The following is a 25,467-nucleotide window of genomic DNA, read 5'->3' as shown; positions in this document are numbered from 1 at the left end:
GGGCGTCCCGACGGCGCCCATTTTGTTTGTCCTTGACGGGGTTACGCGGCGCTTATAGCTTTATTGCATCAACAGGCGCGTTTCGCGCCGCGTCAGCGTCAAAGGAACAGAAAATGAGTGAACCACGGATTATCGCCAAAGCGATGAAAGACGGAAAACCGGAACAGGATCTGGTGATTTTGCCGGCGTTGGCCAACCGCCACGGGCTGATCACCGGGGCAACCGGCACCGGCAAGACGGTGACGCTGCAGAAAATGGCCGAGCAGTTCTCGCGCATCGGCGTACCGGTGTTCCTGTCGGATGTGAAGGGCGATCTGTCTGGCATCGGCGCCGAGGGCGTACCGTCCGAGAAGCTGCAGGCGCGCCTGGCGGCGATCGGCGTCACCGACTGGCAGCCGCAGGCCTGCACCATTATCCCGTGGGATATTTACGGCGAAAAGGGCCACCCGATCCGCGCCACGATTTCCGATCTCGGGCCGCTGCTGCTGGGGCGTCTGTTGGATCTGAACGAAGTGCAAAGCGGCGTGCTGCAGCTGGTGTTCAAAATTGCCGATGACAACGCGCTGCTGTTGCTGGACATGAAAGACCTGCGCGCCATGGTGCAGTTCGTCGGCGATAACGCCAAACAATTCCAGACTCAGTACGGCAACATCTCTGCCGCGTCGATCGGCGCCATCCAGCGTGGGTTGCTGACGCTGGAAGAGCAGGGCGCCAACCAGTTTTTCGGCGAGCCGATGCTGGACATCAACGATCTGATGAAAACCGACGCCAACGGCCATGGCGTGATCAACCTGCTGGCGGCGGACAAGCTGATCAATCAGCCGAAGCTGTATTCAGTGTTCCTGCTGTGGCTGCTGGCCGAGCTGTTTGAGCACCTGCCGGAAGTGGGCGACCCTGAACAGCCGAAGCTGGTGTTCTTCTTCGATGAAGCGCACCTGCTGTTCAACGACGCGCCGGCGGCACTGTTGACCAAGATTGAACAGGTGGTGCGCCTGATCCGCTCCAAAGGCGTCGGCATTTACTTCGTCACCCAGAACCCGCTGGATATCCCGGACAGCGTGCTGGGCCAGTTGGGCAACCGCGTACAGCATGCGCTGCGCGCCTTCACGCCGCGCGATCAGAAGGCGGTGAAGACGGCGGCGCAAACCCTGCGCGCCAATCCAGCCTTCGATGCCGAAACGGCGATCACCGAGCTGGGCGTGGGCGAAGCGCTGGTGTCATTCCTCGACGAGAAGGGCCGGCCGAACGTGGTGGAGCGGGCGATGGTCATCGCGCCGGAATCCAAGATGGGCATGCTCGGCGCGGAAGGGCTGAACAGCGCGATCAACAAGTCGCCGCTGTATGGCCGCTATGAAGACATGATCGACCGCGAGTCAGCTTACGAGAAGCTGTCGTCGGGCGGCTTCGCCACCGTCGGCACTGCGCAGCAGGGGCAGCAACCGCAGGCGCAAGCACAGCAACAGACGGGCGGCGGCCTGATGGACGGATTGAACGAGCTGCTGTTCGGTTCCACCGGCCCGCGCGGCGGCAAACGCGACGGCATCGTCCAGACCGCCGCCAAGAGCATGGCGCGCGATCTCGGCCGGCAGATCCTGCGCGGCGTACTGGGCTCGATCACCGGCGGCCGTAAAAAGTAAGCGGAAATTATCGTCGGCAGCGGCGGGTTAAATCAGTAAACTATGGCGGCGTTTTTCTCTGCCGGACCTAACATGCTGCTGCTGATCGATAACTACGACTCCTTTACCTATAACCTTTACCAGTACTTCTGCGAATTGGGCGCCGAGGTGCTGGTGAAGCGCAACGATGAGCTACAGCTGGCCGATATCGCGCGGCTGGCGCCGCAGCATCTGGTGATTTCCCCCGGCCCTTGTACCCCGAACGAAGCGGGTATCTCGCTGGCCGCCATTCGTCATTTCGCCGGCAAGCTGCCGATCCTCGGCGTATGCCTGGGGCACCAGGCGCTGGGGCAGGCGTTCGGCGCCGAAGTGGTGCGCGCCCGCGCGGTGATGCACGGCAAAACTTCGGCGATTCGCCATCTGGGCGTCGGCGTGTTTCGCGGCCTGAACGATCCGCTGACCGTGACCCGATATCACTCGCTGGTGCTGAAAGCCGATACGCTGCCGGATTGCTTTGAAGTGACCGCCTGGAGCGAACGCGACGGCGTGCGCGACGAGATCATGGGCATCCGCCACCGCACGCTGGCGCTGGAAGGGGTGCAGTTCCACCCGGAAAGCGTGCTCAGCGAGCAGGGCCATCAGCTGTTGGATAATTTTCTCAGGCGTTAATCCCTTCGCGTTTTTTTCGCCCGTCAGGCGTTTTGCATTTGCGCTTTAGTGTTTTTTTATGCATATTTCGTGATTATATTTTCACTATAACATCGCGATAGCGCTGAAAAACCTTCAGGGTGGAGCCGAAAATGACTGACAAATCCGCAGTGAGCCGCAGCACCTTTGACCAGGTGATCCTGCCTGTTTATGCACCCGCCCAGTTTGTGCCGGTGCGCGGCAAAGGCAGCCGGGTCTGGGATCAGCAGGGAAAAGAGTACATCGATTTTTCCGGCGGCATCGCGGTGACGGCGCTGGGACACTGCCACCCGGCGCTGGTCGAGGCGCTCAAACGCCAGGGCGAAACCCTGTGGCATACCAGCAACGTCTTCACCAATGAACCGGCGCTGCGTTTGGCGAGCAAACTGATCGACGCCACCTTCGCCGACCGGGTGTTCTTCGCCAACTCCGGCGCAGAGGCCAACGAGGCGGCGTTCAAACTGGCGCGTCATTACGCCATCACCCGCCACAGCCCGTACAAAACCAAAATCATCGCCTTCTATAACGCGTTTCACGGCCGCACGCTGTTCACCGTGTCGGTGGGCGGGCAGGCCAAATATTCCGACGGGTTCGGGCCGAAGCCGGCCGACATCGTGCACGTGCCGTTCAACGATCTGGCGGCGGTGAAAGCGGTAATGGACAACCACACCTGCGCGGTGGTGATGGAGCCGATTCAGGGCGAGGGCGGCATTACGCCGGTCGACGCCGACTTCCTCAAAGGCGTGCGCAAACTGTGCGACCAACACCAGGCGCTGCTGGTGTTCGACGAAGTGCAAAGCGGCATGGGGCGCAGCGGCAAGCTGTTCGCCTATATGCATTATGGCGTGATGCCGGACATTCTCACCACCGCCAAGGCGCTGGGCGGCGGTTTCCCGGTCAGCGCCATGCTGACCACCGAAGAGATTGCGTCGGTGATGCAGGTGGGCACTCACGGCACCACCTACGGCGGTAACCCGCTGGCCTGCGCGGTGGCGGAGGCGGCGCTGGATGTGATCAATACGCCGGAGGTGCTGAGCGGCATCGAGCAGCGCCACGCGCTGTATGTGCAGGCTTTGCAGGATATCGGCGATAAATACGGTATTTTCACCGCCATTCGCGGCATGGGGTTACTGATCGGCGCCGAACTGACGCCGCATTACCACGGCAGAGCGCGCGATTTTCTCACCGCCGCCGCTGCGCGTGGGTTGATGATCCTCAATGCCGGGCCGAACGTGATCCGCTTCGCGCCGTCGCTGGTGGTGGAGCCGCAGGACATCGAGGCCGGCATGGCGCTGTTCGAGCTGGCGGTGCAGGATGTGATCAACGCCTGAAGCCCGTGTGACGAATAACGGGGCGCGGCATGCCGCGCCCTTATTGATCGCGGAGTTTGCGCTTGAGCCAAATGCCGTGGTGCGGGCGTTGGCGCCAGGCCAGCGACGAAATGGTGTGCATCACGCTCAGGTGCGACAGAATACGCCGCAAATGACGCTCCATCTCGGTAACGGGCATCTCCGGATGCAGATCCGGCGGCTGCATGATGCCGCTGCTGCCGCTGCTCGGGCCGTCGTACTCCAGGCGTTGCTGGCAGCTCTGCAGCGCAATTTCACAGGTTTGCAGATACGTTTCCGCCAGCTTCGGCGTCAGCATATAGTGCTCGCGCGCCAAAATGGTCATGGCATTCAGGTGTTCGACGATAAACTGGCTGTGAGTGACCCATAAACGCATATCCGCCAGATAGTTCGACGCGAATCCCGGCTCCTGCATCGCCTGATTGAGCGAGGTGAACAGCGCGTTGTGCGCCTGGTTGACCTGCATGCGGGCATAGGCCAACGCGGTGGCGTCCGGCTCCGGCTGTTCCAGCATCAGCCGCAGCGCGGCTTGATCGTTTTCCAGTGCCTGATGGGCATTCTTGCGCAGCAGCCCGCTTTGCCACTGCGGCCATAGCCAAATGGTGCCGCCGAACGCCAGCACGCAGCCGATCAAGGTATCAATCAGACGAGGCACCAGAAAATGCGAGCCGTTCAGCGCCAGCAGCTGCAAGGTGTAAACCGCCGTCACCGTAAAGCCAATCACCGATAGCCCGTAGTTCTTGCGTGAAACCAGGTAGGCTAGCAGCGTGATCACCAGCATGATGCTCAGCGTTTCGCCTTCCGGTAACTGCAGCTGCAGCAGCCCGGCCGCCAGCAACAGCCCGGCAATCGTGCCCAGCGCACGGTGCTGAATACGCACCCGGGTGGCGTTATACCCGTTTTGGCTCACCAGCATGATGGTGAGCAGGATCCAGTAAGGCTTCGGCAGGTTGAACACCGCCCCCAGACTGCTGCCGACCGCCAGCGTCACCCCCAGCCGCGCGGCGTTGCGCAGGGCGGTAGATTTGAACGACAGATAGCTGGCTAGCGCCGGCCAAAACGGCAGGCGGTGCTGGCCGGGCATCAGATCGCGGCGGTACAGCGGATGCTGGGTGCGCAGCAGGCGGGCGATGCGGCTGAAGTGGTAATAACAAAACTGGCCGACCGGGTTATCGGGATGCTGCGCCGCCATTTTTTCCAGCGCCGCCAGCTCGTGGGCCATGGAAAAGCGCTTCGAATGTTGATGGTAGAGTATATCGTGCGCCACCACGCGCAGCCGGGCGGCGATCACCTGAGCGTTGCGGCGAATGATCGCTTCGGCCTGGCTCTGCTCCACCAGTTTTTGCACTTCCTCCGGCAGATGCAGGCTGACGGTGATGTGCTCCTGCAGATCCATCGCCACCTGAAAGGCGCGCTGCAGTCGCTTTTGATCGAGGTTGTTGGCGTGCGGCAGGAAATTAAGCTGTTGGTACAGCAGGCTGATCAGATCCATCACCTTTTGCTGGCGCACCAGCAGTGGCGGCAGCGCGGTCTGCGGATCGGTGTGCTGAGTCAGCAGGGAGTATTTGGCTTCGAAGTAGTCCGCCAGTTCCAGATAGAGCTGGCTGAGCGTCTCGCGCATCGGTTGCTCTTTCCACAGCCGGAACCAGAACCAGGTGAATAAGCCGTACCAGACGGTGCCGATCGCGTACAGCAGCGGCGCCTGCCAGACAGGCACCGTGCCGGCCGTGCTGAGAGCGAAGATGGCGGCCACCAGCGCCGCCGGCAACAGCCGGGCGTGCAGCGGGCTGATTTCGCCGGTAACGCCGAGCAGCAGCGCCAGGCCCAGCATCAGCGCCGGCAGCGGCACGTGCCACAGCAGTGCCTGTTGCAACAGCACGCTGCTGAAGGCGAACAGCGAGCCGCCGACGATCAGCCGTTTAAAGAAGCGCTTATGCGGCGTGTCCAGACCGGCGATATTGCAGCAGGCGGGCACCAGAGAGAACATCAGGCCGAGCTGCAGCTGGCCTATCAACAAGCCAAACAGCACCGGTAGGCACAACACCAGCGTTTGTCGCAGTGCGTAGTTGATTTCCGGGTGGTAGATCAGGCGGCGCCACATGGCAGAGAGCAGACAAAAAAACGGCGCAGATTGCGCCGTTTCTTCAGGGATTAACGGGTGCCGTAGACGACAATGGTTTTGCCGTGGGCGGAAATCAGGTTTTGATCTTCCAGCATTTTCAGAATACGGCCAACGGTTTCACGCGAGCAGCCGACGATCTGGCCGATCTCCTGACGGGTGATCTTGATCTGCATGCCGTCCGGGTGAGTCATGGCGTCGGGTTGCTTCGCCAGATTCAGCAGGGTTTGCGCGATGCGGCCGGTCACGTCCAGGAAGGCGAGGTTGCCCACTTTTTCGGAGGTAACCTGCAGGCGGCTCGCCATTTGGGCGGACAGGCGCATCAGGATGTCCGGGTTCACCTGGATCAGCTGGCGGAATTTCTTGTAGGAAATTTCGGCCACTTCACAGGCGGTTTTCGCGCGAACCCAGGCGCTGCGCTCCTGGCCTTCTTCGAACAATCCGAGCTCGCCGATGAAATCCCCCTGGTTGAGGTAGGACAGGATCATCTCTTTACCTTCTTCATCCTTGATCAGCACCGCGACGGAGCCTTTCACGATGTAGTAAAGCGTTTCGGCCTTTTCACCTTGGTGAATCAGCGTACTCTTCGATGGATATTTGTGGATATGGCAATGAGACAGGAACCATTCGAGAGTAGGGTCTGTTTGCGGTTTGCCGAGAACCATTCGCTGTTATCCTCTGTTGTTATCGCTGCCTTGTGTCACAGGGGTCAGAGTTCCCTGTAAAACCCGCCTGTAGCCGCAGTCATGAGCGAGGGCTACCGGCAAGTTTTGAGGCGTGTCATAAAAATACGCTGTCGCTCTAGCATATTAACTTGCCGTAAGCGCTGCAAGCTACATTCTGTTAACATACCGGTAAAGGAGCCTTTCTCTGGGCGTTTCCCTGAAATTCAGTGTCCCGGAAAGATTTATTGCGGCTCTGTTTGTAGCACAGAGTAAGGCGGGTGTCTCGTGTTGTCTCGCTTCAGCATGATTAGCATCAGGTTACGTTGCCTGTTTCTATGCGAAAGCGTACTCTGATTTTAAGAAATTAACCGGAGTGACCAGAATGCAGGCAAGAGTTAAGTGGGTGGAAGGGTTAACGTTTTTGGGTGAATCGGCCTCCGGCCACCAGGTGCTGATGGACGGCAACGCCGGCGATAAAGCGCCGAGCCCGATGGAAATGGTGCTGATGTCGGTGGGCGGCTGCAGCGCGATTGACGTGGTGTCCATCCTGCAAAAAGGGCGCAACGACGTGCGCGACTGCGAGGTGAAGCTGACCTCCGAGCGCCGTGCAGAAGCCCCGCGGTTGTTCACCCATATCAATCTGCACTTCATCGTCACCGGTCAGGATCTGACTGACAAAATCGTAGAGCGTGCGGTGAACCTGTCGGCGGAGAAATACTGCTCGGTGGCGCTGATGCTCAACAAGGCCGCCACGGTGACCCACAGTTTCGAGATCCGCCAACCGGCGTAATCGAGACGGAGCGCGGCCCGCCGCCGCGCTCAACGCATTTATTCGATCTTCTTGCCTTCCAGCAATCGCTGCACCAGCGGCGCCATGATCAGCTCCATCGCCAGCCCCATCTTGCCGCCCGGCACCACTAACGTATTGATGTGCGAGATAAACGAGCCCTGCAGCATCGCCAGCAAATAGGGGAAGTCAATCTGATCCAGCCCGCGGAAGTGGATCACCACGAAGCTTTCATCCAGTGAGGGAATGGCTTTGGCGGCGAACGGGTTGGAAGTGTCCACCGTCGGCACGCGCTGGAAGTTGATGTGGGTGCGCGAGAACTGCGGCGTGATGTAGTTGATGTAATCTTCCATCGAACGCACCACCGAATCCATCACCGCCTCGCGGGAGTGGCCGCGCTCGCCGGTATCGCGGATCAGCTTCTGGATCCACTCCAGGTTGACGATCGGCACCACGCCGACCAGCAGATCGACGTGGCTGGCCACGTCATGGTGTTCGGTGACCACACCGCCGTGCAGCCCCTCGTAGAACAGCACGTCGGTCGGCGCCGGCAGTGGCTCCCATGGGGTGAAGGTGCCCGGCACCTGATTGTAGGGCACCGCTTCGTCGTAGGTGTGCAGGTACTTGCGCGAACGGCCGGTGCCGTTTTTGCCGTACTCGATAAAGCTCTGCTGCAGCAGGCCGAAGTCGTTGGCCTCGGGGCCGAAATAGCTGATGTGTCTGCCCAGATCGCGCGCCTTGCGGATCGCCGCGTCCATTTCCGGCCGGGTGTAGCGGTGGAAGCTGTCGCCCTCCAGTTCGGCGGCGCGAATGTTGAGCTGTTGGAAGATTTTGCGGAACGCCACGCTGGTGGTGGTGGTGCCGGCGCCGCTGGAACCGGTCACCGCGATAACGGGATGTTTGGCAGACATGGTGGTTGTCACTCCGTGTTGAATGCGCCGGCGTCAGGGGATTATTGTGGCTCTTGTTGACGCTCTCTATGTCAGGAAAAAATGGCGCTCGCTGGTTTGCAATGTCCCATTGTTACCTGATTTTTTCCGTCAGTCATAGAACCGAACGCCACTAAATTTCTTCCTGCCCGGCGCGGAACTGGCCGCGCGGCATGATGTTGACGCTCTCATGCAGTTCTGACCATACCAGCACCACCTCGCCGTTTTTCAGCTGGCGGCGCACGTCCTCCACCTTCTGTTCCAGCGATCGTTCGTGCTCGCCGTAATCGGTGCCTTCGCGCAGCACAAAGGATTCGATCAGGCTGTTCAGGGTGTCGGTTGCCAGTTCTTGCCAGGGAATGATCACGTCGGGATGTCCAGATAAGGGGAAAGCCAGGCCGGAATGCGATGCTCCAGCCACATGTGCGGTTTTTTCAGCGTGCCGCCGACAAAGCCGACGTGGCCGCCGAACTCGGTCAGCTGATATTCGATATTGCGCGGCAGGCCGGCGACGTCGGGGATCACCTCATGGGTCATGAAGGGATCGTCCTTCGCATGGATGATCAGCAGCGGCGTTTGGATCGCCGGCAACAGCGGCAGAGCGCTGCAGCGGCGATAATAGTCGGTGGCGTCGCTGAAGCCGTGAATGCGCGAGGTGATGGCGTCGTCGAACTCGCGGATGCGCCGCAAACCGTTCAGCTGTGACAGCTTGAGCGGCAGGGTGTCCGGGTAGTGCAACAGTTTGCGGGTGGCGTTTTGTTTCAGTTGCCCCAGCAAATAGCGCTGATAGACGCGGGAGAAGCCTTGCTCCATGCGGTAGGCGCAGGGTTCCAGCATCAGCGGCGCTGAGACCACCACCGCCGCCTGCAGCAGGCTGTCGGCGCCTTGCTGCGCCAGATAACAGGCCAGCATGTTGCCGCCGAGCGAAACGCCTACCGCCGCGGTTGGCACCTCGCCGTAGCGGTCGCGCAGCCAGCGCAGGAAGAAGCGCGCGTCTTCGGTTTCGCCGGAGTGGTAGATGCGCTGTTTGCGGTTGGGCACGCCGCTGCAGCCGCGAAAGTGCATCACCACCCCGAGCCAGCCACGTTCGCGCCAGGCGTTGAGCAGGCCATGCGCGTAGGGGCTGTAGAAGCTGCCCTCCAGACCGTGGAACAGCACCGCGCGCGGTTTATCGCGCGCCTGCGCCGGATCCTCGCTCCAGGCAAGATCGACGAAGTCGCCGTCGGGCAATTCCAGCCGTTGCCAATGCGGTTTCAATAACACGCGGCGGCGCACCAGCCGCGGCAACAGCGTTTGCAGGTGCGGGTTACTGGCCCCGGTCAGGGGGCGAAAGGTGTTAGGCATAGGCTGAGTAAAATGTTGTGGGCGGCTATTGTGAGATCCCTAGCGCACTGTTAGCTTCAATACCAAGAATTAACAATGATACTGCAAAAAAGCGCCTTGGGTGAGGAGCACCCGTGCCATGGAACCGAGTTTATTCCTTTCGATGCTGGGCTTCCTGTGGGTCGCCGCCATCACGCCAGGCCCCAATAACCTGCTGCTGACCACCTCCGGTGCTAACTTCGGCTTTATGCGTTCGCTGTGGCTGATGATTGGCATCATGCTCGGCATGCAAAGCATTTTGCTGCTGGTGGCCTTCGGCGTCGGCAGCCTGATCCTGGTTTACCCGTCGCTGCACCTGATCCTGAAAATCCTCGGCAGTTTGTACCTGCTGTGGCTGGCGTGGAAAGTCGCCACCGCCGCCTATGAAAAGCTGGAAACCGACGTGGCGCCGCCGCAGCCGGTGCGGCTGTATCAGGGCTGGCTGCTGCAGTTCCTCAACCCGAAAGCCTGGCTGATGGCGCTGGGCGCGGTGGCGAGCTTCAGCCTGGCGGGCGATAAGTACAACGGTTCCATCGCGGCGATCGCGCTGGGCATTTTGGCGGTAAACATCGTCGCCGGCGTTATCTGGCTGGCGTTCGGTACCCTGATCGGCCGCCTGCTGCGCAGCAAAAAGGCCTGGGTTATCTTCAACGTTTCCATGGGGTTGTTGACCGCAGCCTGTGTGTTACTGATCTGGCATTAAGGAGTGAACGATGGCGGAAAATTATTATCACGTGGTTGCTTTTACCGGCAAAGGGCTGCGCGGCAACCCGGCCGGGGTTTGCCTGCTGACGCAGCCGCTGCCGGCGGAGCGGTTGCAGGCGATCGCCAACGAGATCGGCCTGCCGGAAACCAGCTTTGTTTGGGATGACGGCGACATGACCGCCATTCGCTGGTTTACCCCGGAGCGTGAGGTCGATCTTTGCGGCCACGGCACGCTGGCGGCGGCGCATGTGATGTTCAGCGCGGTTAACCCGGCGCTGAAGGATATTCGCTTCCGTTCGGCCGGCGGCGAGCTGTTCGTCAAGCGCGATGAGCGGGACGGGGAGCGGCTGGTGCTTGATTTCCCCGCCAGGCCGCCGCAGAAAGTCGCCGAACCGGCGGGCCTCGCGGCGCTGCTGGGCGTGCAGCCGCAGGAAGTGTGGCAGGCGAAAGCGCTGCTGGTGGTGGTGGAAAATGAGGCGCAGGTGCGCGCGCTGCGCCCGGACATCCCGGCGCTGATCGCATTGGCCGGCCGCGCGGTGATCGTCACCGCGCCGGGTGACACCGTGGACTTCGTTTCGCGCTATTTCACGCTCGACGGCGGCGAGGATCCGGTGACCGGCTCCGCGCATTGCACGTTGATGCCTTACTGGACGGCGCGCCTCGGCCGCCATCGGCTGCATGCGCAGCAGATCTCGGCACGTGGCGGCGAACTGTTCTGCGAACTGCAAGGGGATCGCACGCTGCTCGGCGGCTATGCTCATGTGTTCCTGCACGGAAGTATCGCGCTGTAATCTGCGGTTATATTACTCAAGGTAATAAAGAAGACTTTTTTATTCTTTTATCGCCCGTCATCGCTCAGATAAAACTGTCAGCAACTGAACAGATTTTTATCAACGGAGCGGAACATGGCGGGCAAACTCTTTTCCTTACGTAACGTGGCGCTGCTGGCGTTGTCGCTCAGCGCGGCCAGCGCCTACGCGGTGGACGTGACCGTGGCGTACCAGACGTCGGCAGAACCGGCCAAGGTGGCGCAGGCGGAAAACAGCTTCGCCAAACAGTCCGGTGCGACCGTCGACTGGCGTAAGTTCGACAGCGGCTCCAGCGTGCTGCGTGCGCTGGCCTCCGGCGATGTGCAGATCGGCAATATCGGCTCCAGCCCACTGGCGGTGGCCGCCAGCCAGAAACTCCCCATCGAAGTGTTCCTCATCGCCTCGCAGCTCGGCAGTTCTGAAGCGCTGGTGGTGAAGAATGACATCAAAAACCCGCAGGATTTGATCGGCAAGCGCATTGCGGTGCCGTTTATTTCTACGACTCATTACAGCCTGCTGGCCTCGCTCAAACATTGGGGCATCAAGCCTGAACAGGTGAAGATCCTCAATCTGCAGCCGCCGGCCATCGCCGCCGCCTGGCAGCGCGGCGACATCGACGGCGCCTACGTCTGGGCGCCGGTGGTCAACGAACTGGCCAAACAGGGCAAGGTGCTGACCGACTCCGCGCAGGTGGGCGAGTGGGGTTCACCGACGCTGGACGTGTGGGTGGTGCGCAAAGACTTCGCCGAGAAACATCCCGACGTGGTGACCGCCTTTGCCGCCAGCGCTCTGCAGGCGCAAAAGGCCTACCTGACGGCGCCGGAACAGTGGCTGAAAGATCCGAGCCATCTTAGCACCTTGGCGCGCTTGAGCGGCGTACCGGAAGCGCAGGTGCCGGAACTGGTGAAGGGGAACCGTTATCTGCCGGTGGCCGATCAGGTTGCCCAGCTCGGCCAGCCGGTGGACAAGGCAATCCGCGATACCGCCGAATTCCTCAAGCAGCAGGGCAAGATCCCGCAGGTCGACAGCGACTACAGCGCTTACGTCACCGACCGTTTTGTGAAACAGGTGCAGGCTGCGCCGCAGTCGTAAGGAAGCAGGATGCTAAACGTCAATCATCTTTCAGCAGAGTATCAGGGGCGGCCCGCGCTGCGTGACGTGTCGTTCCAGATCGCCGCCGGGCAACTGGTGGTGGTGCTCGGCCCATCGGGCTGCGGCAAGACCACGCTGCTGAATTTGATCGCCGGGTTTATCGAGCCTTCAGCTGGCAGCATCACGCTGGATGGAACGCCCGTTCACGGCCCGGGCGCTGAACGGGGCGTGGTGTTCCAGCATGAGGGTTTACTGCCGTGGCGTAACGTGGTGGACAACGTCGAGTTCGGTCTGCAGCTGGCCGGCGTCGGCAAGGCGCAGCGCCGCCAGGTGGCGGAGCAGATGCTGCAGCGCGTCGGTCTGGCCGGTTACGAGCGGCATTTCATCTGGCAGCTTTCCGGCGGCATGCGCCAACGCGTCGGCATCGCCCGCGCCCTGGCCGCGGATCCGCGCCTGCTGTTGCTGGATGAACCGTTCGGCGCGCTGGACGCGTTTACTCGCGAGCAGATGCAGGAGCTGTTGCTGACTATTTGGCGCGATACCGGCAAGCAGGTGCTGCTGATCACCCACGATATCGAAGAGGCGGTGTTCCTCGCCAGCGAGCTGCTGCTGCTGTCGCCGGGGCCGGGGCAGGTGGTAGAGCGATTGTCGCTGAACTTCGGCCAACGCTATGCCGACGGCGAAGCCTGCCGCTCGATTAAGTCCGATCCTGAATTTATTGCGCAGCGCGAATACGTGCTGGGCAAAGTTTTCCAACAGCGCGAGGCCTTGCTATGAGCCTGCATTCCACGTTAAAGGCCGCGGCGCAGCCGCAGGGCAAAGCGGCGCGCCGTTTCAGCGTGCCGCGCAACGTTTGGTTGAGCGGCGCCACGCTGTTGACGGTGTTGATCGTCTGGTGGGGCGTGACGGCGCTGCAGCTGATCAGCCCGCTGTTCCTGCCGGCGCCGCAGCAGGTGCTGCATCAACTGATCACCATCGCCAGCCCGCAAGGCTTTATGGACGCCACGCTGTGGCAGCATCTGGCGGCCAGCCTGGGGCGCATTTTGGTGGCGCTGCTGGCGGCGGTGATCGTCGGCATTCCGGTGGGCATCGCCATGGGGCTGAACGACACGGTGCGCGGCATCCTCGATCCGCTGATTGAGATCTATCGTCCGGTGCCGCCGTTGGCGTATTTACCGCTGATGGTAATTTGGTTCGGCATCGGCGAGACCTCGAAAATCTTGTTGATTTATCTGGCGATTTTCGCGCCGGTGACGCTGTCCGCTGTGGCCGGCGTGCGCAGCGTGGCGCAGGTGCGGGTGCGCGCCGCCCGCGCGCTGGGCGCCACGCGTTGGCAGGTGCTGCGTTTCGTGGTGCTGCCGAGCGCGCTGCCGGAGATCCTGACCGGCATCCGCATCGGGCTGGGCGTCGGCTGGTCGACGCTGGTGGCTGCCGAACTGATCGCCGCCACGCGCGGCCTGGGATTTATGGTGCAATCCGCCGGTGAGTTTCTGGCGACCGACGTGGTGCTGGCCGGCATCGGCGTGATTGCGGTGATTGCATTTGGGTTGGAGCTGGGGCTGCGCGCCCTGCAGCGCCGATTGACCCCGTGGCATGGAGTACAGCAATGAACGAACGTCTGAATATCACCCCGCTGGGGCCTTACATCGGGGCGCTGGTGGAAAACGTCGAGTTGGCCCGGCCGTTGGGCGATGGCCAGTTTGAACAGCTTTATCATGCGCTGCTCAAGCATCAGGTGCTGTTCTTCCGCAACCAGCCGATCACGCCGCTGCAGCAGCGCGATCTGGCCGGCCGCTTCGGCGATCTGCACATCCATCCGGTCTATCCGCACGCCACCGACGTGGAAGAGATCATCGTGCTCGATACCCACGACGACAACCCGCCGGACAACGACAACTGGCATACCGACGTGACCTTTATCGAGAACCCGCCGCTGGGGGCGATCCTGGCGGCCAAGACCTTGCCTTCCACCGGCGGCGATACGCTGTGGGCCAGTGGCATCGCGGCCTACGAGGCGCTGTCGGCGCCGTTCAGAACGCTGCTCGCGGGGCTGCGCGCGGAACATGACTTCACCAAGTCGTTCCCGGAGTACAAGCATCGCGGCAGTGAAGAAGAACACCAGCGTTGGCAACTGGCGGTGCAGAAAAATCCGCCGCTGCTGCATCCGGTGGTGCGTACTCATCCGGTCAGCGGCCGGCAGGCGCTGTTCGTCAATGAAGGGTTCACCACGCGGATCGTGGATGTGGCGCCGAAGGAGAGCGACGCTTTACTGAACTTCCTGTTTGCTCACATCACCAAACCGGAGTTTCAGGTGCGCTGGCGCTGGCAGGAAAATGACGTGGCGATCTGGGATAACCGCGTGACGCAGCACTACGCCAACGCGGATTATCTGCCGCAGCGGCGCATCATGCACCGCGCGACCATTCTGGGGGATAGGCCTTTTTACAAGGACTGAGGCTTAGGCTTCGAACGCCTGCGTTAACTGCTCCAGCTGTTCCTGTGCATCCAGCCAGGTCATTTCCGTCTCTTCGAGCGCGGATTTGGCCTGGCTTTGCTTTTGCAGGTAGTCGGTCAGTTCGGCCTTGCGGCTGATGTCGTACAGTGCGGGATCCGCCAACTGCTCTTCCACCGCCGCCAGTTCGGCGCCCAGTTTTTCCATCTGCTGTTCCAGCTTGGCGATCTGCTTGCGCAGCGGTTGGGTCTGCGTACGGAACTCCGCCTCGCGGCGTTTTTGGTCCTTGCGCGCCTGCGCGCTGTTGCCGCCGCTCTCTTTTTCCGGTGCATCCTGCTGGTTTTCCTGGCGCTGCAGGTCGACAAGCCACTGCTGGTAGTCGTCGAGATCGCCCTCGAAAGGCTCGACCTGGCCGTCATGCACCAAGTACAGATCGTCGGTGGTGGAGCGCAGCAGGTGACGGTCGTGCGAGACCACCACCAACGCGCCTTCGAAATCGATCAGCGCCTCGGTCAGCGCCTGACGCATGTCGAGATCCAGGTGGTTGGTCGGTTCATCGAGCAGCAGCAGGTTCGGGCGTTGCCAGACGATCAGTGCCAGCACCAGCCGCGCCTTCTCGCCGCCGGAGAAACGTTCGGTCACTTCGCTGACCTTGTCGCCCTGGAACCCGAAACCGCCCAGGTAATCTCGCAGCTGCTGCTCCAGCACCCGTGGCGCGATGCGGCTCAGATGCTGCAACGGCGATTCGTCGGCGCGCAGGAATTCCAGCTGGTGCTGGGCGAAGTAACCCAGCTTGATGCCTTTCGCCAGGCCGATCTCGCCGCTCAGCGGTTCCAGGGTGCCGGCCAGCAGTTTGATCAACGTCGATTTACCGGCGCCGTTGCGGCCGAGCAGGCCAATGCGTGAACCGGGTACCAGGTTCAGCTTGATTGACTTCAAGATCACTTTATCGCCATATCCGGCGCTGACTTTTTCCATGCGCAGCAGCGGGTTCGGCAGGCTTTCCGGCGGGCGGAAGCTGAAGGTGAACGGGTTGTCGACGTGCGCCGGGGCGATCAGCTCCATGCGCTCCAGCATCTTGATGCGGCTCTGCGCCTGCTTGGCCTTGGAGGCCTTCGCCCGAAAACGGTCGATATAACTTTGCAGGTGCGCCACTTTTTCTTGCTGATGCTGATACAGCGACTGTTGCTGCGCCAATTTGGTGGCGCGCTGGCGTTCGAACGACGAGTAGTTGCCGGTGTATTCGTTCAGGGTCTGCTGTTCGATATGCAGGATCTTGTCGACAATCGGATCGAGGAAGTCGCGGTCATGCGAGATCAGCACCAGCGTGCCGGGGTAGCTTTTCAGCCAGCGCTCCAGCCAGATCACCGCATCGAGATCCAGGTGGTTGGTCGGTTCGTCGAGCAGCAGCAGGTCGGAACGGCACACCAGCGCCTGCGCCAGGTTGAGACGCATGCGCCAGCCGCCGGAAAAGTCGCGCACCGGGCTTTGCAGCTGTTCGTTGGAGAAGCCGAGGCCGTGCAGCAGGCTGGCGGCGCGGGAACGGATGGTCCAGGCGTCGATGGCGTCCAGCTTACCGTGCAGGGTGGCGATGGCGTGGCCGTCGTTGCGGTCGTTGGCGGCCTGCAGTTCGGCTTCGAGCTGGCGAAACTCGCGGTCGCCGTCGATAACATACTCGATCGCCGGCACGTCCAGCGCCGGCGTCTCCTGGTTGACCCAGGCCAGCGCCCAGTTGCCGGGGAAGGTAAAGCTGCCGCCATCCGCCGCGATCTCGCCCTTCAGCAGCGACAGCAGCGTGGATTTGCCGCAGCCATTTTTGCCCACCAGGCCGACCTTCTGACCTGGATTAACCGTCGCCGTGGCGTTGTCCAGCAGGACGCGGATGCCGCGTCGGATTTGTAGCGAGGAGAATACAATCATAAAGCGCCGTATGTTCAGAGTATGTTAAATTATCATTAAGGTAACAGAACGCGCACCGCGCGCTGTTTTTGTCTTTGCGATGCATGGTAGCGGAAAACCGCTACTCTGACGACGCTTTGGAGGGGAATGATGTCGCAGCCGCCCAAGGTCTTGCTGCTGTATGCCCATCCGGAATCCCATGACTCGGTGGCGAACCGGGTTTTGCTTCGACCGGCGCAGCAGTTGGAACATGTCACCGTGCACGATCTCTACGCGCACTACCCTGATTTTTTTATCGATATTCATCACGAACAACAGCTGCTGCGTGAGCATCAGGTCATCGTGTTTCAGCACCCTCTGTATACCTACAGCTGTCCGGCGCTGCTGAAGGAGTGGCTGGATCGCGTGCTGTCGCGCGGCTTCGCCAGCGGGGTGGGCGGCAATGCGCTGGCGGGCAAATACTGGCGCTCGGTGATCACCACCGGTGAGCCGGAAGGCGCCTACCGCACCGGCGGTTATAACCACTATCCGATGGAAGATATCCTGCGGCCGTTCGAGCTGACCGCCGGGATGTGCCATATGCACTGGCTGACGCCGTTCGTGGTCTATTGGGCGCGGCGGCAGAAGCCGGAGGTGTTGCGCAGCCATGCAGACGCCTACGGCGAGTGGCTGAGCCACCCGCTGCCGCACGGAGGGCGGTGACCATGGAAGGATCGACCTTACTGACCGCCATTTTGCTGTTCCTGTTTGCCGCGGTGGTGACGGTGCCGATCGCCCGTCGCCTGGGGATCGGCGCGGTGCTGGGCTATCTGATCGCCGGCATTGCCATCGGCCCTTGGGGATTGGGCTTCATCCGCGACGTTGACGAGATCCTGCACTTCTCCGAGCTGGGCGTGGTGTTCCTGATGTTCATCATCGGTCTGGAGCTGAACCCCAGCAAGCTGTGGGAACTGAGGCGCTCGATTTTCGGCGCCGGCGCCGGCCAGGTGTTGCTCACCGCGGCGGTGCTGGGCGCGTTGCTGTACCTGACGCACTTCGCCTGGCAGGCGGCGGTGATCGGCGGTATCGGCCTGGCGATGTCTTCCACCGCCATGGCGCTGCAGCTGATGCGCGAAAAGGGCATGAACCGCAACGAAGGGGGGCAGCTCGGTTTCTCGGTGCTGCTGTTCCAGGATATGGCGGTGATCCCGGCGTTGGCGTTGATCCCCATTCTGGCCGGCGCCGGCGGCACCAGCGACGACTGGGCGAAGATCGCGCTCAAGGTCGCGGCGTTCGGCGGCATGCTGATCGGCGGACGCTTTCTGCTGCGGCCGCTGTTCCGCTATATCGCCGCCTCCGGCGTGCGCGAGATTTTCACCGCCGCGGCGCTGTTGTTGGTGCTCGGCTCGGCGCTGTTTATGGAGGCGCTCGGCCTGTCGATGGCGCTCGGCACCTTCATCGCCGGGGTGCTGTTGGCGGAGAGCGAATATCGCCACGAACTGGAGATCTCCATCGAGCCGTTTAAAGGGCTGCTGCTGGGGCTGTTCTTTATCTCGGTGGGCATGGTGTTGAATATCGGCGTGCTCTACACCCACCTGGCCGAGGTGTTGATCGGCGTTCTGGCGCTGGTGGCGGTCAAATCCGGCGTGCTCTATGGCGTGTCGCGTCTGTTCGGCCTGCGTAGCTCGGTGCGGCTGCAGTTTGCCGGGGTGCTCAGCCAGGGCGGTGAGTTTGCCTTCGTGCTGTTTTCGGCGGCGGGGGCGCAAAAGGTGCTGCAGCCGGATCAACTCTCTTTGCTGCTGGTGGTGGTGACGCTGTCGATGATGACCACGCCGCTGCTGATGCAGGTCATCGACCGCATTTTGGCGCGCCGCTATAACGCTAAAGGCGAAGACGAGGAAACGCCGTACGTAGAGGATGACGATCCGCAGGTGATCATCGTCGGCTTCGGGCGTTTCGGCCAGGTGATCGGCCGCCTGTTGATGGCCAACAAAATGCGCATTACCGTACTGGAGCGCGACGTCAGCGCCGTCGGCGTGCTGCGGCGTTACGGTTACCAGGTTTATTACGGCGACGCCACCGAGCTGGAGCTGTTGCGCGCGGCGGGCGCCGAAAAGGCCAAGTCGATCGTGATCACCTGCAATGAGCCGGAAGACACCATGGAGATCGTGCGGCTGTGCCAACAGCACTTTCCGAACCTGAGCATTCTGGCGCGCGCGCGCGGCCGCGTGGAGGCGCATGAGCTGCTGCAGGCGGGCGTGAAACAGTTCAGCCGCGAAACCTTCTCCAGCGCGCTGGAACTGGGGCGCAAGGCGCTGATGGAGTTGGGCATGCACCCGCATCAGGCTTTCCGCGCCCAGCAGCATTTCCGCCGCCTGGATATGCGCATGCTGCGTGAGCTGATGCCGCCGCATCAGGGCGACGTGGCGCAAATTTCCCGCGTGAAAGAGGCGCGGCGCGAGCTGGAAGAGCTGTTCCATCGCGAAATGCAAAAAGAAAGTCGCCAGTTCGACGGCTGGGACGAATACGAATAAGCGGGAGCATAACGATGTCTGCAACACGTAAGAGATTTATCGCCGGGGCGGTGTGCCCGAGCTGTAGCGCTATGGATACGTTAGCGGTATGGCGGGAGGATCAGGTGGAAGTGGTGGAGTGCGTCAAGTGCGGACACCATCAGCGCCAGACCGAACAACAGGTGGAAAAACACGTTCGCCCGCAAGAGCAGGTGATCGGCATTTTCCAGCCGAAGTAGCGTTTTTTTATCCCGGAGGGTACAGCGAGGCAGATTTCCGTTACAATCTGTCCGGAAAAGGCGCGCATCCCGATAACGGTGCGCGTCCTAGTAGCCAACGGTAGGAGATATCATGAAAGTAGCAAAAGACTTGGTGGTCAGCCTGGCTTACCAAGTACGTACAGAAGACGGTGTTTTGGTTGATGAGTCTCCGGTGAGCGCACCGCTGGACTATCTGCACGGGCATGGTTCTCTGATCGCAGGTCTGGAAAAAGCACTCGAAGGCCACGACGTTGGCGATCGTTTTGACGTTCACGTCGGCGCGAACGACGCGTACGGCAACTACGACGAAAACCTGGTGCAGCGCGTACCGAAAGACGTCTTCATGGGCGTTGACGAACTGCAGGTCGGCATGCGTTTTCTGGCTGACACCGATCAGGGCCCGGTACCGGTTGAAATCACCGAAGTTGACGGTGACCACGTCGTGGTTGACGGCAACCACATGCTGGCCGGCCAAAACCTGAACTTCAACGTGGAAGTTGTCGCGATCCGCGAAGCGACCGCAGAAGAGCTGGCGCACGATCACGTACACGGCGAGCACGACCATCACCACGAGCACGGTGAAGGTTGCTGCGGCGGTCACGGCCACAGCCACGATCACGACCATGGTCACGACCACGGTAAAGGCGGTTGCGGTAACGGTGGTTGCGGCTGCCACTAAGCAGAACGCAATCCCGAGACAAGAGGGCGGCCATTGGCTGCCCTTTTTTATGCGCGGCGCACCAGGCGCCGAACGGCACAACAGGACATGCCATGGCCACCATGAAAGACGTTGCGCGCCGCGCCGGCGTTTCCACGGCCACCGTCAGCCGGGTGATCAATAATACCGCCTACGTTGAACCGGTGACCCGCGAACGCGTCGAGAAAGCGATGCGCGAGTTCAATTACCACCGCAACGCCGCCGCGCTGGCACTGGCGAAAAGAAGCGGCAATATGCTGGGGTTGCTGACCGGCAACCTCGACGATCCGTTTTTCTCGCGCCTGGCGCGGGGCGTGGAAGACATCACGCGGCAGGCTGGCGTGCGTTTGATGTTGTGCAGCGGCGGGCATCAGGCTGAACTGGAAAAAAGCGGCCTCGACTTTCTCATCAATCAGGGATGCGAAGCCATTGTGGCGCACGTCACGCGCATGGGAGAAGAGGAGCTGCTGCGCTACGCCGCCCACACGCCCGCGCTGGTGCTGATCAATCGCTACCTGCCGGCCATCGCCAATCGTTGTATTTGGCTCGACAATGCCAAGGCGGCACAGGCGGCGACCGAGCTACTCATTCGCCAGGGGCATCGGAGAATCGCCTGCGTGACGACGGATTTGCCGATCGACGACCGCGCACAGCGGTTAGCGGGTTACCGCAAGGCCATGGCCGCCGCTGGTATTGAGGTGCCCGGAGCCTGGATCATCAGCGTGCCCTTCAACGAGAAAGGGGGCGAGTTGGCGGCCGAGCGCGTGCTGGCCAGCGACCCACGCTTCACCGCCGCAGTGACGTTCAACGACGTGATGGCCGCCGGCATGATGCGCACCTGCCATCAACGGCACATTCAGTTGCCCGAGGCGCTGTCGATCGTTGGCTTTGACGACATTGCCCTGGCGAAATATCTCCACCCTTCGCTGACCACTGTGCATTACCCCATCGAGAAAATGGCCCGACGCGCCGCGCGCCTCGCGCTGCAGATCCACAGCGGCAGCGACGTCGCGCCGCAGAACAACCGCTTTTCGGCCGAGCTTATCCTGCGAGACTCTGTCACCGATGGCGAGCCGCATGAGCAAAGCAAGCGCGGCGAATGAGAGACAAGTCACACAATGTGAGCGCATGAAACCGATTACATGGCCGGTTGCCTGCGCTCACATCCTCCGATTATCGAAGCCATTACGCTGTTGCAGTACCCCATCTTCAACAGGAGCCGTATATGGATAATAAGAAAACGCTCAACCTTGGGTTGGCGACGCTGCCGATTGTGGCCATGCTGTTGCTGCTCATCATCGGCTATGGCCAGTTTGGCCTGCGCATTGAACCGCTTCTGCTGGTTTCCGCCGCCATCACCGCCGCGCTGGCCTGGTGGCAAGGTTACCGCTGGGACGACATCATCGAGGCCATCGTGGCCAAGCTGGCGAAGGCCATGCCGGTGATCATGATCCTGATCTGCGTAGGTGGCCTGATCGGCACCTGGATGATCAGCGGTACAATCCCTTACATGGTGTATTGGGGGCTGAAGCTGATCAGTCCGCAATATATTCTGATTGCCGCGTTCTTCATCACCAGCGTGATCTCGGTGTGCACCGGCACCTCGTGGGGGGCAGCCGGCACCGTGGGCGTGGCGCTGATGGGCGTGGCCGCCGGTTTAGACGTGCCGCTGGCCGCCGCGGCTGGGGCGGTGGTGTCCGGCGCCTACTTCGGCGACAAAATTTCGCCGTTGTCCGATTCGACGAACTTCGCGGCTATCGTTGCGGATACCGATCTCTACAGCCATATCCAGCATCTGATGTACACGACGTTGCCGAGCTTCATCCTGGCCGCCGTGGTGTACCTGATCGCCGGCCACACCGGCGCGGTGGGCAGCGTGGCAACGCCGGAAAAAGTGACCGAAATCGTCAGCGCGCTTGAGGGGCTGTACCATTTCAACCTGCTGTTGATCCTGCCACCGGTGCTGGTGCTGTGGGGCGCGGTGACCAAACGGCCGGTGATCCCTGTCATGCTGGCCGCCTGCGCGCTGGCGATCGCCATCGGCGTCGCGCTGCAGGGTTTTAGCCTGCAACAGGGGCTGAATGCGTTGATGGACGGCTTCAATCTGTCGATGTTCGCCAGCCAGGGCCATCACGTCGAAGGGATCGTCGCCGATGTGCCGCGCCTGCTGAACCGCGGCGGCATGTTCTCGATGATGAGTACGATCCTGCTGGTGTTCTGCGCCTTTTCCTTCGCCGGCGCCCTGACGCTGACCGGCGCCCTGACGGTGATCATCAGCCGGCTGCTGCACGTGGTGCACACCACCGGCCAACTGATCGCCGCCACCGTTGCCACCACGATCCTGGTGACCGGCGCGACCAGCGACGGCAAGCTGGCGCTGCTGATCCCAGCGGAGCTGTTCAAAGGGGCCTATCGGCGCATGGGGCTGGACAACAAAAACCTGTCGCGCACCGTCGAGGATGCGGGCACCGTTATCGAGCCGCTGATCCCGTGGACGGCCGCCGGTATTTACATGGCGACCACGCTGGGGGTCAGCACGCTCGATCTGCTGCCGTGGGCGATCCAATGTTATGCCGCGGTGGTGTTCGCCCTGATTTATGGGTTCACCGGCTTCGGTATCGCCAAACTTCAACCTCAGAACGATTTGCAGCGTAAGGAAGCCTGACATGACGAGTCATTTCAACGCCATCATCGATCGCCACAACACCAGCTCCGTGAAGTGGGACTTCATCGACCGCTATCTGCAACTGGATGGCAGCGAACTGTTGCCGATGTGGGTGTCCGATTTCGATTTTCCATGTCCGCCAGAGGTGCAACAGGCGCTGCATCAGCGGGTGGACCACGGGGTCTTTGGCTACAGCGAACGTGACGACGCCTACTATCAGGCGGCGATCGACTGGTTCGCCAAACGGCACGACTTGCCGCTGCGGCGTGAGTGGTTTACGTCGATTGAGGGGGTGGTGCCCGGATTGGCGATGCTGATCCAACTGCTCAGCAAGCCGGGGGACGGTGTGGTGGTGCAGGGGCCGTATTATGGCTCGTTCGCCAAGATAGTCACCATGAATGGCAGAGAGGTGCTTGAGAATCCTCTGTTGAAAACTCCGCAGGGATATCGGATCGATTTCGACCAGTTGGCTGCCTGTCTGGCACAGCGTAAACCGCCGCTGTTGTTGCTGTGCAATCCGCACAATCCGACAGGCCGTTGCTGGCGCCGCGATGAACTGGAGCGGCTCATGGCGCTTTGCCATACCCACGACGTTACGGTGATCTCCGATGAGATCTGGGCCGATCTGCTGCTGCCCGGCGAGACGTTTACGTCGGTGTTGCATCTGGACAAGAAATATCGCGAGCGAGCGATTGCGGCGACGTCCGCCAGCAAAACGTTCGGCCTTTCCTCGCTGCGCATTTCGAATTTCCTGATCCCCAACGCTCGGCTTCGGCAGGCGTTTGTCGATCGGCTGAATGCCCACGGGCTGGATGTGTTCAACGCGCTATCGATGACGGCGGCGACCGCGGCCTATCAACGGGGTGCTGTCTGGCTTGATGAGCTGCTCAGCTACCTGGCGGAGAATCGGCGTTGGTTTGAACGGGCGCTGGCGGCCGCCGCGCCCTGGTGCACGATGACCCAGGCAGAAGGGACCTATCTCGCCTGGCTGGATTGCCGTGCACTGGGTTTGAGCGATGCTGACTTACAGCAGGCGCTGGTGGCGGTGGCAAAGCTGGCTCCGTCGATGGGCAGCGGTTTCGGCCCGCAGGGGAGCGGTTTTATCCGCATCAACCTGGGGTGCCCGCGCCGGTATCTCGAGCGTGCCGTCGATGGGTTGGCACGCCTGAAATAACCGCGCAACGGACCCTCAATAGTGCGGCGGAGGGGTTTCTTCCGATTGCGAGGCGATCATTGAGGTTTGGGTCGAGCGCAGCTTGTCGGTCAACATGCGCAGGTGTTCGCGCATCTTCAGCATTTCCATTTGATGCTGGGTAACGGTCTGGTTGAGCTCTTCGATGGTGAGCTCTTGGAAAGCCTGGCGGCTCTCCAGTTCTTCAAGCCGCTGTAGCAGGCGTTGAATGTCGGCGTTGTGCATGAGGCTACCTCTGACGCGATAAAATCCTGATTCGGCGCTATGGTAACAGCTGGCGCCGGGTTTGCTCGCGCTATTTCTTCAGACGGCGCGCAACGTTGCGATCGGCAGTGTAAAGTGCTGAAAAGTTGCGCGCCCGATACGCCGTTTTTTGCTAACCTCGCCGAATATTCTGCAAGAAAAATCTGATTTATCATACGAGTAGCACGCAGGGGGAAACTTCTCGGCAAAGTGGGAGTCACACTTTGACTCGATTGGTTACCTGTGCGACTGTTTTGTTTTGTTTCAGGCAGCTATAGTAGCCCGGTTATCTTACCTAATGATTGTTTGGGGCATTGCTTCAGACACTGGAGAAATGGATGAAATCTTTGTTTAAAGTCACGCTTCTGGCAACCACCATGGCTTTTGCTCTGAATGCGACCCAGGTCATGGCAGCCGATGCCGCCAAACCGGCAGAAGCCGCTAAACCAGCGGACGCGGCAGCAGCGCCAAGCACCGGCAAGTTCAAAAACGACGACGAGCAAGCGGCTTACGCACTGGGCGCCTCTCTCGGCCGTTACATGGACAACTCTCTGAAAGAGCAAGAGAAGCTGGGCATCAAGCTGGACAAAGATCAGCTGATCGCCGGCGTTCAGGACGCGTTCGCCAACAAGAGCAAGCTGAACGATGCCGACATCGAGAAGACCCTGCAGGGCTTCGAAGCGCGCGTGAAGGCTTCCGCTCAGGCGAAGATGGAGCAGGACGCCAAGGACAACGAAACCAAAGGCGCCAAGTATCGCGACAGCTTCGCTAAAGAAAAAGGCGTGAAGAAAACCGAATCCGGCCTGCTGTATCAGGTAGAGAAACCGGGCGCGGGTGAAGCGCCGAAAGACAGCGACACCGTGGTGGTGAACTACAAAGGCACCCTGACCGACGGTACCGAGTTCGATAACTCCTATACCCGCGGCGAGCCGCTGTCGTTCCGTCTGGACGGCGTGATCCCTGGCTGGACCGAAGGTCTGAAGCACATCAAGAAAGGCGGCAAAATCAAGCTGGTGATCCCACCGGCGCTGGCCTACGGCAAAACCGGCGTTCCGGGCATCCCAGCTAACTCCACGCTGGTCTTCGACGTTGAGCTGCTGGACGTGAAAGCGGCGCCGAAAGCCGACGCTAAAGCCGAAAAACCGGCTGATGCGAAAGCCGATACCAAAGCGAAATAATCTCGTCGCTTTGTTTGCCACCGCCGCGGATGCCCTCCGCGGCGGTTTTCATTTTGGCCGCCGCCGCCTCTCTCGCCATTGAACGCTTGACGCCTGCCGGGCATCGGGCTTAACGTCAATACCACGCGCAAACGCAAGGACTTTGCTCCGGCCGCTTTGCTAGACTAATAATTCTGACTTATCAGTCATGCGTCTGCCCCTTAGGGCGTGTACCTAAAATTGTTCCCGGCCGCCTCGCCCGCGGATGTCATCGTGCCGTTTTATGCGGC

General features: G+C 61.1%; 25 protein-coding genes. 18 read left to right on the top strand and 7 right to left on the bottom strand.

What is annotated here, in order from left to right; genetic code table 11:
- Positions 1–113 precede the first annotated feature (113 nt).
- The 3 genes from ACSJLU_RS23095 to argD all read left to right on the top strand — a co-directional run bounded on the left by ACSJLU_RS23095 (position 114) and on the right by argD (position 3,634).
- Positions 114–1,637 (top strand): helicase HerA-like domain-containing protein, encoded by a 1,524-nt coding sequence (locus ACSJLU_RS23095; RefSeq protein WP_033645261.1) that lies wholly within the window; start codon positions 114–116, stop codon positions 1,635–1,637.
- Positions 1,638–1,709: 72 nt separating this feature from the next.
- Entirely contained in the window at positions 1,710–2,285 is a 576-nt protein-coding gene (locus ACSJLU_RS23090) for an aminodeoxychorismate synthase component II (RefSeq protein ID WP_025304520.1), read from the top strand.
- A gap of 131 nt (positions 2,286–2,416) precedes the next feature.
- Positions 2,417–3,634: a bifunctional acetylornithine/succinyldiaminopimelate transaminase gene (gene argD / locus ACSJLU_RS23085; protein ID WP_148123793.1), complete on the top strand. Its 1,218-nt coding sequence runs from the start codon at positions 2,417–2,419 to the stop codon at positions 3,632–3,634.
- A gap of 40 nt (positions 3,635–3,674) precedes the next feature.
- Here argD and ACSJLU_RS23080 read toward each other — a convergent pair whose 3' ends face one another.
- Complete coding sequence (locus ACSJLU_RS23080; protein ID WP_380827095.1) at positions 3,675–5,753, bottom strand: YccS/YhfK family putative transporter; 2,079 nt, start codon at positions 5,751–5,753, stop codon at positions 3,675–3,677.
- 50 nt (positions 5,754–5,803) lie between these two features.
- Positions 5,804–6,436: a cAMP-activated global transcriptional regulator CRP gene (gene crp, locus ACSJLU_RS23075; protein WP_004090925.1), complete on the bottom strand. Its 633-nt coding sequence runs from the start codon at positions 6,434–6,436 to the stop codon at positions 5,804–5,806.
- 382 nt (positions 6,437–6,818) lie between these two features.
- Here crp and ACSJLU_RS23070 point away from each other — a divergent pair, with 382 nt between their 5' ends.
- Positions 6,819–7,226: an OsmC family protein gene (locus tag ACSJLU_RS23070; RefSeq protein WP_025304517.1), complete on the top strand. Its 408-nt coding sequence runs from the start codon at positions 6,819–6,821 to the stop codon at positions 7,224–7,226.
- A gap of 38 nt (positions 7,227–7,264) precedes the next feature.
- On the opposite strand, the gene ACSJLU_RS23065 is transcribed toward ACSJLU_RS23070, so the two are convergent.
- The 3 genes from ACSJLU_RS23065 to ACSJLU_RS23055 form a co-directional block, all read right to left on the bottom strand.
- Entirely contained in the window at positions 7,265–8,134 is an 870-nt protein-coding gene (locus tag ACSJLU_RS23065) for a phosphoribulokinase (RefSeq protein ID WP_025304516.1), read from the bottom strand.
- A 151-nt stretch (positions 8,135–8,285) separates the two neighbouring features.
- Positions 8,286–8,519: a YheU family protein gene (locus ACSJLU_RS23060; protein ID WP_004930376.1), complete on the bottom strand. Its 234-nt coding sequence runs from the start codon at positions 8,517–8,519 to the stop codon at positions 8,286–8,288.
- The gene (locus ACSJLU_RS23055; RefSeq protein WP_025304515.1) at positions 8,516–9,496 is read right to left on the bottom strand and encodes a hydrolase; all 981 of its coding nucleotides are present in this window, start codon (positions 9,494–9,496) and stop codon (positions 8,516–8,518) included. The genes ACSJLU_RS23060 and ACSJLU_RS23055 overlap by 4 nt, the downstream gene beginning before the upstream one ends.
- A 118-nt stretch (positions 9,497–9,614) precedes the next feature.
- Here ACSJLU_RS23055 and ACSJLU_RS23050 point away from each other — a divergent pair, with 118 nt between their 5' ends.
- From ACSJLU_RS23050 to tauD, 6 genes are all read left to right on the top strand, one after another.
- On the top strand, positions 9,615–10,217 hold the full coding sequence (locus tag ACSJLU_RS23050) for a LysE family translocator (protein ID WP_025304514.1): 603 nt from the start codon (positions 9,615–9,617) through the stop codon (positions 10,215–10,217).
- A gap of 10 nt (positions 10,218–10,227) precedes the next feature.
- Positions 10,228–11,010, top strand: coding sequence for a PhzF family phenazine biosynthesis protein (locus ACSJLU_RS23045; RefSeq protein ID WP_025304513.1), 783 nt, complete (start codon positions 10,228–10,230; stop codon positions 11,008–11,010).
- Between the two features lie 114 nt (positions 11,011–11,124).
- Positions 11,125–12,120, top strand: coding sequence for a taurine ABC transporter substrate-binding protein (gene tauA, locus ACSJLU_RS23040; protein ID WP_049208851.1), 996 nt, complete (start codon positions 11,125–11,127; stop codon positions 12,118–12,120).
- A gap of 9 nt (positions 12,121–12,129) precedes the next feature.
- Positions 12,130–12,897, top strand: coding sequence for a taurine ABC transporter ATP-binding subunit (gene tauB / locus ACSJLU_RS23035; RefSeq protein ID WP_025304511.1), 768 nt, complete (start codon positions 12,130–12,132; stop codon positions 12,895–12,897).
- Entirely contained in the window at positions 12,894–13,730 is an 837-nt protein-coding gene (tauC, locus tag ACSJLU_RS23030) for a taurine ABC transporter permease TauC (protein ID WP_033631937.1), read from the top strand. The genes tauB and tauC overlap by 4 nt, the downstream gene beginning before the upstream one ends.
- Positions 13,727–14,575, top strand: a complete 849-nt coding sequence (gene tauD / locus ACSJLU_RS23025; RefSeq protein WP_043138862.1) for a taurine dioxygenase — start codon at positions 13,727–13,729, stop codon at positions 14,573–14,575. The genes tauC and tauD overlap by 4 nt, the downstream gene beginning before the upstream one ends.
- Positions 14,576–14,578: 3 nt before the next feature.
- Here the strand turns inward: tauD and ACSJLU_RS23020 are convergent, their stop codons facing one another.
- Positions 14,579–16,492: an ABC transporter ATP-binding protein gene (locus ACSJLU_RS23020; protein ID WP_043138860.1), complete on the bottom strand. Its 1,914-nt coding sequence runs from the start codon at positions 16,490–16,492 to the stop codon at positions 14,579–14,581.
- 129 nt (positions 16,493–16,621) lie between these two features.
- Here ACSJLU_RS23020 and kefG point away from each other — a divergent pair, with 129 nt between their 5' ends.
- The 7 genes from kefG (at position 16,622) to ACSJLU_RS22985 (ending at position 23,759) form a co-directional block, all read left to right on the top strand.
- Complete coding sequence (gene kefG, locus ACSJLU_RS23015) at positions 16,622–17,173, top strand: glutathione-regulated potassium-efflux system ancillary protein KefG (RefSeq protein WP_025159909.1); 552 nt, start codon at positions 16,622–16,624, stop codon at positions 17,171–17,173.
- Between the two features lie 2 nt (positions 17,174–17,175).
- Positions 17,176–18,984 (top strand): glutathione-regulated potassium-efflux system protein KefB, encoded by a 1,809-nt coding sequence (gene kefB / locus ACSJLU_RS23010; RefSeq protein ID WP_049206069.1) that lies wholly within the window; start codon positions 17,176–17,178, stop codon positions 18,982–18,984.
- 14 nt (positions 18,985–18,998) lie between these two features.
- Positions 18,999–19,202: a YheV family putative zinc ribbon protein gene (locus tag ACSJLU_RS23005; RefSeq protein ID WP_015379274.1), complete on the top strand. Its 204-nt coding sequence runs from the start codon at positions 18,999–19,001 to the stop codon at positions 19,200–19,202.
- A gap of 112 nt (positions 19,203–19,314) precedes the next feature.
- Complete coding sequence (gene slyD, locus ACSJLU_RS23000) at positions 19,315–19,902, top strand: peptidylprolyl isomerase (protein WP_439041044.1); 588 nt, start codon at positions 19,315–19,317, stop codon at positions 19,900–19,902.
- A gap of 92 nt (positions 19,903–19,994) precedes the next feature.
- Positions 19,995–21,023: a LacI family DNA-binding transcriptional regulator gene (locus ACSJLU_RS22995; RefSeq protein WP_380827086.1), complete on the top strand. Its 1,029-nt coding sequence runs from the start codon at positions 19,995–19,997 to the stop codon at positions 21,021–21,023.
- 122 nt (positions 21,024–21,145) lie between these two features.
- Positions 21,146–22,585, top strand: coding sequence for a Na+/H+ antiporter NhaC (gene nhaC, locus ACSJLU_RS22990; RefSeq protein WP_025304505.1), 1,440 nt, complete (start codon positions 21,146–21,148; stop codon positions 22,583–22,585).
- A 1-nt stretch (position 22,586) separates the two neighbouring features.
- Entirely contained in the window at positions 22,587–23,759 is a 1,173-nt protein-coding gene (locus ACSJLU_RS22985) for a MalY/PatB family protein (RefSeq protein WP_025304504.1), read from the top strand.
- A gap of 15 nt (positions 23,760–23,774) precedes the next feature.
- On the opposite strand, the gene ACSJLU_RS22980 is transcribed toward ACSJLU_RS22985, so the two are convergent.
- A complete protein-coding gene (locus ACSJLU_RS22980) occupies positions 23,775–24,002 on the bottom strand; it encodes a SlyX family protein (protein ID WP_025304503.1) in 228 nt (75 codons plus the stop codon).
- Positions 24,003–24,358: 356 nt separating this feature from the next.
- On the opposite strand from ACSJLU_RS22980, the gene fkpA reads away from it, so the two are divergent.
- Positions 24,359–25,198: an FKBP-type peptidyl-prolyl cis-trans isomerase gene (gene fkpA, locus ACSJLU_RS22975; RefSeq protein ID WP_025304502.1), complete on the top strand. Its 840-nt coding sequence runs from the start codon at positions 24,359–24,361 to the stop codon at positions 25,196–25,198.
- Positions 25,199–25,467: the final 269 nt, after the last annotated feature.

It is taken from the genome of Serratia bockelmannii (assembly GCF_051803255.1).
Taxonomy (GTDB): Bacteria; Pseudomonadota; Gammaproteobacteria; order Enterobacterales; family Enterobacteriaceae; genus Serratia; species Serratia bockelmannii.
The sequence above is the reverse complement of the archived record's forward strand: the minus strand, read 5'-3'. Positions and strand labels throughout refer to the sequence as shown.